Raw genomic sequence first — 12,676 nt, forward strand, 5'->3', positions numbered from 1 at the left:
GGGGCGTGCCGGGTCTAGCTCCGGCTTCAAAGCCTTGCAGCGCAAATGCGCTCTAGACGACCGGCTGATCGTTCCGACGCAGGCGTTCGTAGTGCACGATCAGGGAGCAGATCCGGTCGATCATCATGCCCCCGGCGCCGACGATGAACAGCCAGATGCCGGCCAGCTTGAGGCTTTCCCACAGGAAGAAGACCGAGCCGACGAAGAAGCAGACGTGCCCGAGAATCCCCAGCAGGCGGTGAATCCACTCGTATTCCCGCAGCAGGGTCGAGACCGCCTGGTACTTGGTTTGCGAAACAGCGTGTTCGAGGTTCGTCATCGTATAGACAGCCAATCCATGAAGCTCCGATCCAACGCGCCACGTGGTCAGGGCGTCAGACGGGTGCAACAGGCGTCCCCGCAGCGGTCACCGTGTCTTCGCTATTCCGCCGCCTGCCGGGTCGGTTCGCCCGGCGTGCGGAACTGCGCCAGCAGCTCGGCCTCGCGGGCCTTGGCGGTCTCGGCGTTGCGCTGCTTGACCGGGCCGAAGCCGCGGATCTGCTGCGGCAGGGCGGCGAGCTCGACGGCGGTGGGCAGGCGCGCGGGCGTCAGGTCGCGGCACAGCTCCCCGACCAGTTGCTCGAAGTCGTCGCGCCACCGGCGTTCCTGCTTGCGCTCAGCCAGATAGGCGAACGGGTCGAGGGCGCTGCCGCGCAGGCGCTTGAACCGCTTGAGGACGCGGAAAACCGGGAACACCCAGGGGCCGAACTCGGTCTTCTTCGGCTCGCCCGTGGTGGGGTCGGTCTTGGCCAGGATCGGCGGGGCGAGGTGGACCGTGACCTTGGGCGCCTTGGCGAACTGGCGCTTCAGCTGCGCGTCGAACTGCCCGTCGGTGTAGAGACGGGCGACCTCGTACTCGTCCTTGATCGCCATCAGTTTGAAGGCGCTGTGGGCGACCGCCCAGGCGAAAGCGTCGCTCTCGGGATCGATCTTCCGTTCCGCCGCGCGGGCCTGCTCGACCAGCGTGCGGTACCGCTCGGCGTAGGTCGTGTCCTGATAGGCACGCAGGAAGGCGACGCGCCGGTCGATCGCTTCCTCCAGGCTGTCGGACAGCTTGTGCCAGCCCTTGGCCTGCGTGTCGTCGGCGGGCTCGATCAACGCCTCGACCGCTTGCAGATCGTGCGCGGCGCGCCGGCCCCATTCGAAGGCGCGGACGTTGCTCTCCACCGCGACGCCGTTCAGGGCGACCGCCTGCAGGATCGACTGCTTGGCGAGCGGCACCGTCCCGCGCTGCCAGGCGTAGCCCAGCATGAACAGGTTGGTGGCGATCGAATCACCCATCAGCGCCGTGGCGATCCGGGTCGCCTCCAGCATTTCGGTCGCCTCTTGGCCGGCGGCCTCCGCCACGCGCTGTTGCAGCCGCCGCCCCGGGAAGCTGTAGTCCGGGGTGCGGGTGAAGTCGCCGGTCACCGTCTCGTGGGTGTTCAGGATCGCGCGCGTCCGTCCGGCCGCGATCTTGCCCAGCGCCTCCTGGCCCGCCGCGACCACGAGGTCGCAGCCGAGCACGAGATCCGCTCCGCCCGCCGACAGCTTGGTCGACTGGATCGCCTCCGGGCTCTCGCCAAGGCGGACGTGGGACATTACCGCGCCGCCCTTCTGCGCCAGCCCGGTCATGTCGAGCACGCTCGCGCCCTTGCCCTCGATATGCCCGGCCATGCCGAGCAACTGGCCGATCGTGACCACGCCGGTGCCGCCGACGCCGGTCACCAGGATGCCGTAGGGACGTGCGCCTAGGGGCGGCACCTCGGGCTCGGGCAGCGACGCCCAGCTGTCGGCCGCCCCGTCGTCGATGCCGTCGGAGGTCTGCTTGGCCAGCTCCCCGCCCGTGATCGTCACGAACGAGGGGCAGAAGCCGTTGACGCAGGAAAAGTCCTTGTTGCAGCTCGATTGATCGATCGCCCGCTTGGTGCCCAGCTCCGTCTCCACCGGCACCACGGAGACGCAGTTCGACTTGGCCGAACAGTCGCCGCAGCCCTCGCAGACCAGCTCGTTGATCAACACCCGCTTGTCGGGGTCGGGGTAGGTGCCGCGCTTGCGCCGGCGACGCTTCTCCGCCGCGCAGGTCTGGTCGTAGATCAGGACGCTGACACCCTCGGTCTCGCGCAGGGACCGCTGTACCTGATCCAGGTCGTCGCGGTGGTGGACCGTGACTCCCGATGCCCAGGGCGTCTCGCGCGGGTACTTTTCAGGCTCGTCGGTGACGACCTCGATCCGCTGTACGCCTTCCGCGGCCATCTGGCGGGAGATCATCGCGGGGTCGAGCGGACCGTCGACCGCCTGGCCGCCGGTCATCGCGACCGCATCGTTGTAGAGGATCTTGAAGGTGATATTGATGCCCGCGCCGACGCAGGCGCGCACCGCGAGGCTGCCGGAGTGGAAGTAGGTGCCGTCGCCCAGGTTCACGAACACGTGGTTCGTCTTGGAAAAGGGCGCCTGGCCGATCCAGGGTACGCCCTCGGCGCCCATGTGGGTGTAGGTGGCGGTGTTGCGGTCCATCCACTGGACCATGTAGTGGCAGCCGATCCCGGCCATCGCGCGGCTGCCTTCGGGCACCTTGGTCGAGGAGTTGTGCGGGCAGCCGGAGCAGAAGTAGGGCAGCCGGGTGAGCGGCGGCTGCTCCTGGGCAAGCTGCTGTTCCTTGGCCTGCAGGAAGGTCAGCCGCTGTTCGACCCGCGGCGGCACGCCGTGGGCCTGCAAGCGCTTGGCGAGCACGCGGGCGATCATCGCCGGGGTCAACTCGTGCCAGCTCGGTAGCTGCCAGGCGCCTTCTGCGTCGAACTTGCCGGTGACGCGCGGGCGCTTGTCGGCCTGCCAGTTGTAGAGTTGTTCCTTCAACTGGTTCTCGATGACCGCGCGCTTCTCCTCGATCACCAGGACCTCATCGAGGCCCTCGCAGAAGGCGCGCGCGCCAGCGCGCTCCAGCGGCCAGGGCATGGCGACCTTGTAGATCGACAGGCCGAGATCGCGGCAGGCGTCGAGATCGAGGCCCAGGTCTTCCAGTGCCTGCATCAGGTCGAGATAGGACTTGCCGCTGGCGATCAGGCCGATCCGCCGGTTCGGTCCGTCGACCACCGTGCGGTCGAGCGCGTTGGCGCGGGCGAAGGCGAGCGCGGCATAGACCTTGTAGCGGTGCAGCCGCTCTTCCTGCTCCAGCGGGCTGTCCGGCCACCGGATGTTGAGCCCGCCCGCCGGCATCTCGAAGTCGTCCGGCAGGGCAAGTGCGATGCGCTGGGGGTCGGTGTGCACGCTGGCGGTGGACTCGACCGTCTCCGCGATCGTCTTCAACCCCACCCAGCAGCCGGAATAGCGGCTCATCGCCCAGCCGATCAGGCCGTAGTCCAGAATCTCTTGCACGCCCGCCGGGTTTAGCACCGGGATCATCGCGTCCATCAGCGCGTGCTCGCACTGATGAGCGGTGGTGGAGGATTTCGCCGTATGATCGTCGCCGGCCAGCGCCAGCACGCCGCCGTGGCGGGCCGTGCCGGCCATGTTGGCGTGGCGGAAGGCATCGCCCGAGCGGTCGACACCCGGACCCTTGCCGTACCAGATGCCGAACACGCCGTCGCAGTCGAAGTCCTGGAAGATGTCGCCCTGCTGGCTGCCCCAGACGGCGGTGGCCGCCAGATCCTCGTTGACCGCCGGGGTGAACTGCACGCGGGCCTTGTCGAGGAAGCGTTTGGCCGCCCACATCTGGCTGTCGAAGCTACCCAGCGGCGAGCCGCGATAGCCCGCCACGAAGCAGCCGGTTTCCAGCCCCGCCGCCTGGTCGCGCTGGCGCTGCATCAACGGCAAGCGGACCAGCGCCTGCGTGCCCGACAGGAAGATCCGCCCGCGCTCCAGCCGGTACTTGTCGTCCAGTCTCACCTCGGGAGCCGGCACGCCCGCGCGGGCGGCAGCCTGGATCAGCTTGTCGGCTTGGGCAGGTGTATCGGCCATCGCGGCGAAACCTCCATCGGGGTCGGCCTCAGCACCGCAGCCCTGAAACCGCAGCGCTCACCCGTAAAATATCGCCGTCCCAACCCCTGCGACAACTCAACGCGGGGTCACGATGTCGAGAAAGCAACGACGTTGGGCATAAGCGCCGGCCATGGCTTCGGTCACTATCCGGCCGCCAATGGAGGCGCAACATTGTTTCGCGGTGGTTTTTGCTCGGGGCCGCTGCCCGCCACTACCGGCCGTACAGTGCTTCCAGGTTCTCCTGGTAGCGTTCCTTCACCTTGTGGCGGCGGACCTTGAGGGTCGGGGTCATCATGTCGTTGTCGACGGTGAAGGGGGCGGGAGCGATCACGAAGCGGCGGACCTTCTCGCTTTGGGATATTTCCTGATTGACCCGATGGACCACCCGGTCCAGCTCGGCGCGCAGGTCCGTGTCCTCGGCGAGGTTGGCCATCAACTGGTCGGCGCCCCCACTGCCGGTCTTGTCGCCGGTCTTGGCATGGCGCTTGGCCCAGTCGGCCAGCCACTCGCCGTCCGGCACCAGGATCGCGACCAGATGCGGTCGCCGGTCGCCGTACACCATCGCCTGGGCGATCTCTGGCTGTCGGGTCAGGAAGCCCTCGACGCGGGCGGGTGACAGCGTGTCGCCGCCGGACAGCACGACGATGTCCTTCTTGCGGTCGGTGATCTGGACATAGCCCTCCTCGTCAATCGCCCCCAGGTCGCCGGTGTGCAGCCAGCCATCCTTGATCGTTGCAGCCGTCTGTTCGGGCAGTTCCCAGTAGCCCTGCATCACGTTCGGCCCATGCACCAACAGCTCGCCGTCCTCGGCGATGCGGACCGTCACGTCGGGCAGCGGCGGACCCACGGTGTGGAGCTTGCATTTTCCTGGTGGGTTGCAGGCGACCACGGGCGAAGTCTCGGTCTGGCCGTAGCCTTGCAGCACCCGGACGCCGAGGGCGTGGAAGAAGATCCCGACCTCGGGGTCGAGCGCCGCACCGCCGGAAACCATGCCCTTCAGCCGCCCGCCGAAGCGCGCGGCGACCTGGCGGCGCACCAGCCGGTCGAGCACGGCGTTCTGCAGCCGCTCGACCAGGGTCAGCGCGCCTGGATCGTGATAGCGCTTGCGGCCCAGCTCCACCGTCTTGTGAAACAGTTTACGCCGGTGTGCCGGAGCCTTCTCGATCCCGCGCAGGATGCGCTGCTGGAAGGATTCGTAGAGCCGTGGCACCGCCGTCATCACGGTCGGTTGCACCTCCTGCAACTCGGTCGACAGGTGCTCCACCCCGCGCGAATAGTATATCTGCGCCCCGATCGTGAGCGGGAAGCACTGCCCGGCCGTGTGCTCGTAGGAGTGCGACAACGGCAGGAAGGACAGGAATACCTCGTCGCCCAGCCCGAAGGACGTGAGCAGATGGTAGGCCATCTTGCAGTTCGACAGGATGTTGCCGTGGCTCAGCACCACGCCTTTCGGCGCGCCGCCGGTTCCGCTGGTATAGATGAAGCAGGCGGTGGCATCGCGCGCGAGCGCCTGGGCAGCGGTATCCGGGTCGAACGCGCCGTTACCCGCAGGGGCCTGGATCGCGGCGCTCCAGGGATACACGTCGAGGTGCGCCGGCTGCTGGGTCGGCAACTCGCCCTCGATCTGGATCGCGGTGCGGCAGTGGGTGGCCCGCGCCGCCGCCGGCAGCACGCGTTGAGCCAGCTCTTTGGTGGAGACGACCGCGAACGCCGCCCCACTGTCCTCCAGAACGTGCAGGTGATCGGCTTCGGTGTTGGTGGTGTAGGCGGGGACGGTGATGCCGCCAGCGGTCATGATCGCAAGATCGGCAATCACGAATTCCGGTCGGTTTTCCGCCACCAGCACGACCCGTTCACCCGGCTGCAGGCCCAGTCGGTGCAGCCCCCGAGCCAGGGCCCGCACCCGTTCGGCCACCTCGGCGCGGGTCAGCGGCTGCCACCGGCCGTCGTGCTTGGCCCACAGCTGCGGCGCGTCAGGCGCGCGTGCGACGACGTCGAAAAAGGCCTGCGGGATACTCTCCCAACGGTCGTAGTCGTCGTGCGCAAAATCCGGACCCACCGCCTCGCGGCGGGCCGTGGTGGCCAGCGCCATGTTACCTCCCTCACCTCGTGCCGGCTTGTGCGCGCAGCCGCTTCACCGGTTCCCGCGTCGCCAACGCCATTGCCGAACGCCCATCGGTTCCGGTCTTTCCTTGGTCCCTATGTCCCCTTATATCGCTTGGGGATCAAGGAGGAGATGCATGCCCGACACCGCCGTTTCGACGCGCCCGAGCCGCCCCTTTGCCGATTTGCACCGCGCCCCTGATGCCGACCAGCGCGGTGGCGCGGCCGGTCGGGAGGACTTGGGGTCGCTTCCCGAGTGGAACCTGAACGACCTCTATTCCGGTACGCAGTCGCAGGATCTGCAGGACGATCTGGAGCGTGCGCGCGGCCAGGCGCGTCAGCTGCGCGAGGACTACGAGGGCCGACTCGCCGGGCTGAATGGCGACACGTTGGCCGTGGCGATCGAGCGCTACGAGGCGATCGAGGAAGTGCTGGGCCGGCTGATGAGCTACGCCCAGCTGGTCTATTCCGGCGACATGTCGAACCCGGAGGTCGGCAAGTTCTACCAGGGCATGCAGGAGTCGGTGACCGAGATCTCCACCGACCTGGTTTTCTTCACGCTTGAACTGAACAACATTCCCGAGGACGCGCTGGAAGCGAAACTCGAGAGCGAGAAGCTGCGCGTTTATCAACCTTGGTTGCGCGATGTCCGCGCCTTCCGCCCGCACCAGCTCTCCGACGAGCTGGAGCGCATGCTGCACGAAAAGCACGTCTCGGGCCGCTCCGCCTGGGTCCGGCTGTTCGACGAGACGATGGCCGCGCTGCGCTTCCGGCTGCACGGCGAGGAACTGACCTCCTCGGAGGTGCTGAACAAGCTGACCAGCCATGACGAGGCGACCCGCAAGGCCGCGGCCAAGACCTTTGGCGGCACGCTGGGCGAGCAGGTGCGCACCTTCTCGCTGATCACTAACACGCTCGCCAAGGACAAGCAGATCGAGGACAGCTGGCGCGCCTTTGCCCGGCCGGTCTCCTCGCGCAACCTGGCGAACTTCGTCGAGGACGAGGTGGTCGACGCGCTGGTCGGCGCGGTGCGCGAGAGCTATCCCAAGCTTTCGCACCGCTACTACCGCCTCAAGGCCAAGTGGATGGGCAAGGACACGCTGCCCTACTGGGACCGCAACGCGCCGCTGCCGGAAGACGACGACAAGGTGGTCCCCTGGCAAAACGCGCGCGAGACGGTGCTGAACGCCTATGCCGAGTTCTCGCCCCGGATGGCGGAGGTCGGCCAGCGCTTCTTCGACGATAACTGGATCGACGCGCCGACCCGCGCGGGCAAGGCCCCGGGCGCGTTCTCCCACCCGACGGTGCCGAGTGCGCACCCCTACGTGCTGCTGAACTACCAGGGGCGCACACGGGATGTGATGACGCTCGCCCATGAACTGGGCCACGGCGTGCACCAGGTGCTGGCTGCCCACCAGGGTCACCTGATGGCGGATACGCCGCTGACGCTGGCAGAGACCGCGAGCGTGTTCGGCGAGATGCTGACCTTCCAGCGGATGCTGCGCAACGAGACCGATCCCAAGCGCCGCAAGGTCATGCTGGCCGCCAAGGTGGAGGACATGCTGAACACCGTGGTGCGCCAGGTCGCCTTCCACGAGTTCGAGCGCCGCGTCCACGACGAGCGCAAAAACGGCGAACTGCTACCCGAACGCCTGGGCGAGATCTGGCTGGAGACGCAGCGCGAGGCGCTGGGCGATGTCTTCCTGTTCGACGAGGAGTACCAGTATTTCTGGTGCTACATCCCGCACTTCATCCATGTGCCGTTCTATGTCTATGCCTATGCCTTCGGCGACTGTCTGGTGAACAGCCTGTACGCGGTCTATGAGAACGCGCACGGGGACTTCGCCGACAAGTACCTGGAGATGCTGCAGGCAGGCGGCACCAAGCGCCATCGCGAACTGCTGGCCCCGTTCGGCCTGGACGCCAGCGACCCCAACTTCTGGCATCAGGGCCTGGGCCTGATCGAACGCTTCATCGACGAATTGGAGACCTTCGACTAGCACGCGGGCGGCTAGCACACGGGCGACTGGCGGCGCGGCGACCGCTTGGCCGCCGCGTGCATCCCGACGTCCGTCAGCGCTAGAGCCGCACCGTCTCCGCCTTGCCCTGCTGCTGGGCGAGCTTGGCGGCGGTGGCGGCGACCGCGAGGTCCTGCAGGCCCACTCCGGTGCCGTCGAACAGCGTGATCTCGTCATCGCTCTGCCGGCCCGGGTGGGTCTTGTTGATCACCTCGCCGATCGGGGTGATGTCGCTTTCCGCGAGCAGGCCCTGGGCGACCGCGTGCTGCGTCTCGCCCAACTGAACTGACTGTGCGACCTCGTCGGTGAAGACACGCGCGCCGGCGACCAGTTCGGGATCGACTTCCTGCTTGCCCTTGGTGTCGGTGCCCATACAGGCGATGTGGGTACCGGGCTTGATCCAATCCCGCATCAACAGCGGCTCGAAGGCGCTCGTGATAGTGATGATCACGTGCGCCTGCGCGCCCAACTCATGCTGCGACACCGCCTCGAACGGCAGACCGATCTCGCGCGCGACCGCTTCCAGCTTGGACAGCATGTCCGGGTGCGGGTTCCAGGCGACGACCTTCTCAAACGCCCGCTGCTCGGCGGCCGCGCGCAACTGGAACTGCGCCTGGTGGCCGGCGCCGACCATGCCCAGCACCTTGGCGTCGGGCCGGGCCAGGTGACGTATCGAGACGGACGAGGAGGCCGCTGTGCGCACCGCCGTCAGGTAGTTGCCCGCGACCAGCGCCTGCAGCCGTCCGGTGTCGGGGTCGAACAGGAAGACGGTCGACTGATGATTGGTCAGGCCCTTGTCCGCGTTGCCGGGCCAGAAGCCGCCGGCCTTCAGACCGAGCGCCATGCCCGCCTTGTCGAAGCCGGACTTGAAGCCGAACAGCGCTTCGGCGTGACCAGTTGCCTCGCGTACCACTGGGAAGTTGCGGGCATCGCCGCTGGCCATCGCGGCGAACACCTGCTCCACCGCCTGGAACGCGTCGGCGCGCGAAACCAGCGCCTCGCAGAGGTCTTCCGGCACCACCACTACCTGATGATTGTCGGTCATGCGTGTCGTCCTGGCTTGTTGGTCGGGTGTGTTCGTCTGGAAGGCGCGGCTGGAACGAAAGTCCCTCTCCTTCGAAGGGAGAGGGACTTTCGGCTTACGGCCGTGTTGCTGTGGAGTCCTCAGTAGGCCTTGCCGCGGGCGGTGATCGGCCAGATCTGCTCGACCTTGCCGCCGCGCACGCCGACGTACCAGTCGTGCACGTTGCAGGTCGGATCGATGTGGCCGGGGACCAGCTTGACCTTGTCGTTGATCTTCAGGTGGCCCTGCGGGTCCGAGATCACGCCGTGTTCGTCGGAGCACTTGATGTACTCGACGTCGTCGCGGCCGAACACGTAGGGCAGGCCGCTGTCGACCGACTGCGCCTTCAGGCCGGCGTCGCAGATCGCCTTGTCGGCCTTGGCGTGGCTCATCACGGTGGAGAGGATGAACAGGGCGTTCTCGAACTCGCTGATGTGGTTGCCCGTTTCATCCAGGACGCGCTGGTAGTCGGCGTCCATGAAGGCGTAGGAACCGCACTGCAACTCGTTGTAGACCCCGGAGTTGCCCTCGAAGTAGTAGGAGCCGGTGCCGGCCCCGCCGACGATGGCGCAGGTCAGGCCGTTCTGCTGCAGGAGGTCGACCGTCCCGCGGACCTGATCGATCGCGGCGTCGATCTTGGCCTTGCGCTCCTGGAAGTCGTGCACGTGCTGGGCCGCGCCCTGGTAGGCCTGCAGGCCGGCGAACGTGAGACCCGGGGCGGCGTCGATCGCCTTGGCGAGCGCCAGCACCGGCTCCCCGTGTTGCACCCCGCAGCGTCCGGCGCCGCAGTCGATCTCGACCAGCACCTCGATCTCGGTGCCATGGCGCTGTGCGGCTTCGGACAGGTGCTGCACGTTGTCCAGGTCGTCGACGCAGACGAGCGTGCGGGCGATCTTGGGGAGCTGGGCCAGCCGGTCGATCTTCTTGGGATCGGTCACCTGGTTGGAGACCAGCACGTCTTTCACGCCGTTGCGCGCGAAGCTCTCCGCCTCCGACACCTTTTGGCAGCACACGCCGATCGCGCCCTGCTCGATCTGATAAAGTGCCGCGTCCGCGCTTTTGTGCATCTTGCCGTGGACGCGCAGGCGCACGCCCATCTCGTCGGCGAACTTCTGCATCTTCGCGACGTTGCGCTCGAAAGCGTCCAGGTCGACCACCAGGCAGGGGGTCTGGATCTCGGCTTCCGGCATGCCGATCGCCGCCGGGATGTCGTAGCCGACCTCAAGCTGACTCAGGTTGGTCTGCATGTTCATGGCATTCCCCTCCCGTGATGGGGTCAACTGGTTCAGGCCGTCATCCACGGCAGCTTGTCGAGGTCGACGTTGCCGCCGGTGACGATCACGCCCACGCGCTTGCCCGCGAAGACGTCCTTGTTTTTCAGGATGGTAGCGAGCGGCACGGCGCAGCTCGGCTCCATGACGATCTTCATGCGCTGCCAGGTCAGCCGCATGGCATCGACGATCTCCTGCTCGCTCGCGGTCAGGATGTCGGTCACGTAATTGCGTACGAAGTGCCAGGTGTATTCCTTCATCGGCACCTTCAGGCCGTCCGCGATGGTCTGCGGCGCGTCGTCCTGGATCAGCGTGCCTGATTTGAATGAGCGGTAGGCATCGTCCGCCGCCTCGGGCTCGGCGGCGTAGATCTCAATGTGCGGGGCGAGTGCTGCAAGCGTCAGGCAGGTGCCGGAGACCATGCCGCCGCCGCCGATCGGCGCGATCACCGCGTCCAGCCCGTCGATCTGGCTCAGCATCTCCTTGGCGCAGGTGCCCTGGCCGGCGATGATCCGCGGGTCGTTGTAGGGGTGGACGAAGTCTGCGCCGGTGCGTTCCTGCACGGTCGCGAACACCGCCTCGCGCGAGGAGGTGGACGGCTCGCACTCGGTGATCTCGCCGCCGTAGCCGCGCACCGCGTCCTTCTTCGCCTGCGGGGCGGAGTGCGGCATTACCACGTGCACCGGGATGCCGCGCCGCCCGCCGGCGTAGGACAGCGACAGCGCGTGGTTGCCCGAGGAGTGGGTGGCCACCCCCTTCTCGGCCTGCTTGTCCGACAGCCCGAACACCGCGTTACTCGCGCCGCGGACCTTGAAGGCGCCGGCCTTCTGGAAGTTCTCGCACTTGAAGAACAGCTCCGCGCCGGAGAGCTGGTCCATCGTCGTGCAGGTCTGCACCGGCGTTTCGTGGATGTACGGCTTGATCCGCTCGTGCGCGCGGGCGACGTCGTCGTAGGTCGGCAGGTCGAGCCCGGCGGCGTCCTTGGCTTTCTCGTCGACGGTCATGGCGTTCGCCTCCCTGGCTTCAGGCGGCCATCGCGCGCAGCTCGCCGCGCGTCTTGCTGTAGTAGGCCTGCGCGGCCGCCGTGCCGGCGCCGAGCTGGATCGGGTAGCCAAGCTCGTGCATCGCCATCTCGATCGTGGAGATGCCGGTCAGCGCCATGACGTCGGTCAGGCTGCCCAGGTGGCCGATCCGGAACACCTTGCCCGCGACCTCGCCCAGGCCGACGCCGTAGGACACGCCATAAGCGGCGTAGGCGTGGTTGATCAGCGCCGTGGCATCGAAGCCGTCCGGTACGTGGATCGCGGTCACGCTGTCGGAGTAGAGTTCCGGGCGCTTGGCGCAGAGCGGCAGGCCCCAGGCCTGCGCCGCCTGGCGCACGCCTTCGGCAAGGCGGTGGTGGCGGGCGAACACGTTTTCCAGCCCTTCTTCCTCGAGCATCTTGATGCTCTCGCTCAGGCCGAAGATCAGTTGCAGCGGCGGGGTGTAAGGGAAGCTGCCCTGGGCGTTCGCGTTCAGCATGTCGCGGAAGTCGAGGAAGCAGCGGGGCAGGCGGGCGCTCTCCATCGCCTGTAGCGCCTTCTCGCTGACCGCCACGATCGCCATGCCGGTATAGAGCATGAAGCCCTTCTGCGAGCCGGTGATGGCGATATCGACGCCCCACTCGTCGAACCGGAAGTCCATCGAGGCGATCGAACTGACCCCATCGATGAACAGCAGGGCTGGGTGGCCGGTATCGTCCAGTGCATTGCGCAGGCCAGCGATGTCGCTGACCACGCCAGTCGCGGTCTCGTTATGGCAGGCCAGGACGGCCTTGATCTCGTGGTTGCTGTCGGCCTGCAGCGCTTCGGCGTACTGCTCGACCGGTGCGCCTTCGCCCCATTCCACATCGATCACCTGCACGTCCAGGCCGTGGTGCTGGCACAGGTCGATCCAGCGGTGGGAGAACATGCCGTAGCGTGCGGCCAGCACCTTGTCGCCTGGCGACAGCGTGTTGGTGATCGCGGCTTCCCAGCCGCCGGTGCCGCTCGCCGGGAACAGCATCACCTGGGCGCTGCTCGCCTTCAGGATGCGCTTCACACCGGCCAGCACCGGCTGGAAGGTGTCGGCGAAATCGGGGGCCCGGTGGTCCAGCGTCTGCATATCCATAACCCGGCGCAACCGGTCGGGGACGTTCGTTGGCCCGGGAATGAAGACGGGGTTCTGTTGGCTCATGTGCGTTTAAC

Annotated in this window: 8 protein-coding genes; 1 reads left to right on the plus strand and 7 read right to left on the minus strand. The window is 67.1% G+C overall.

The genetic code is table 11. The features are described 5' to 3' along the window. Positions 1 to 52: 52 nt before the first annotated feature. The 3 genes from RHOSA_RS20880 to RHOSA_RS0106255 form a co-directional block, all read right to left on the minus strand. Positions 53 to 319, minus strand: a complete 267-nt coding sequence (locus RHOSA_RS20880; RefSeq protein ID WP_051431872.1) for a YrhK family protein — start codon at positions 317 to 319, stop codon at positions 53 to 55. A 101-nt stretch (positions 320 to 420) separates the two neighbouring features. Beyond that, positions 421 to 3,975, minus strand: coding sequence for an indolepyruvate ferredoxin oxidoreductase family protein (locus RHOSA_RS0106250; RefSeq protein ID WP_081728528.1), 3,555 nt, complete (start codon positions 3,973 to 3,975; stop codon positions 421 to 423). Between the two features lie 232 nt (positions 3,976 to 4,207). Next, positions 4,208 to 6,088 (minus strand): AMP-dependent synthetase/ligase, encoded by a 1,881-nt coding sequence (locus RHOSA_RS0106255; protein ID WP_051431873.1) that lies wholly within the window; start codon positions 6,086 to 6,088, stop codon positions 4,208 to 4,210. A gap of 148 nt (positions 6,089 to 6,236) precedes the next feature. Here RHOSA_RS0106255 and RHOSA_RS0106260 point away from each other — a divergent pair, with 148 nt between their 5' ends. Next, complete coding sequence (locus RHOSA_RS0106260) at positions 6,237 to 8,099, plus strand: M3 family oligoendopeptidase (protein WP_081728529.1); 1,863 nt, start codon at positions 6,237 to 6,239, stop codon at positions 8,097 to 8,099. A 79-nt stretch (positions 8,100 to 8,178) separates the two neighbouring features. Here the strand turns inward: RHOSA_RS0106260 and bhcD are convergent, their stop codons facing one another. The 4 genes from bhcD to bhcA all read right to left on the minus strand — a co-directional run bounded on the left by bhcD (position 8,179) and on the right by bhcA (position 12,665). Beyond that, positions 8,179 to 9,162 (minus strand): iminosuccinate reductase BhcD, encoded by a 984-nt coding sequence (gene bhcD / locus RHOSA_RS0106265; RefSeq protein ID WP_027288000.1) that lies wholly within the window; start codon positions 9,160 to 9,162, stop codon positions 8,179 to 8,181. 119 nt (positions 9,163 to 9,281) lie between these two features. Next, complete coding sequence (gene bhcC / locus RHOSA_RS0106270; RefSeq protein ID WP_027288001.1) at positions 9,282 to 10,433, minus strand: 3-hydroxy-D-aspartate aldolase BhcC; 1,152 nt, start codon at positions 10,431 to 10,433, stop codon at positions 9,282 to 9,284. A 32-nt stretch (positions 10,434 to 10,465) separates the two neighbouring features. After that, positions 10,466 to 11,455, minus strand: a complete 990-nt coding sequence (bhcB, locus tag RHOSA_RS0106275; protein ID WP_037255800.1) for a beta-hydroxyaspartate dehydratase BhcB — start codon at positions 11,453 to 11,455, stop codon at positions 10,466 to 10,468. Positions 11,456 to 11,474: 19 nt separating this feature from the next. Then, on the minus strand, positions 11,475 to 12,665 hold the full coding sequence (bhcA, locus tag RHOSA_RS0106280; protein WP_027288003.1) for an L-aspartate--glyoxylate aminotransferase BhcA: 1,191 nt from the start codon (positions 12,663 to 12,665) through the stop codon (positions 11,475 to 11,477). Positions 12,666 to 12,676 lie beyond the last annotated feature (11 nt).

Source organism: Rhodovibrio salinarum DSM 9154 (genome assembly GCF_000515255.1).
Taxonomy (GTDB): domain Bacteria; phylum Pseudomonadota; class Alphaproteobacteria; order Kiloniellales; family Rhodovibrionaceae; genus Rhodovibrio; species Rhodovibrio salinarum.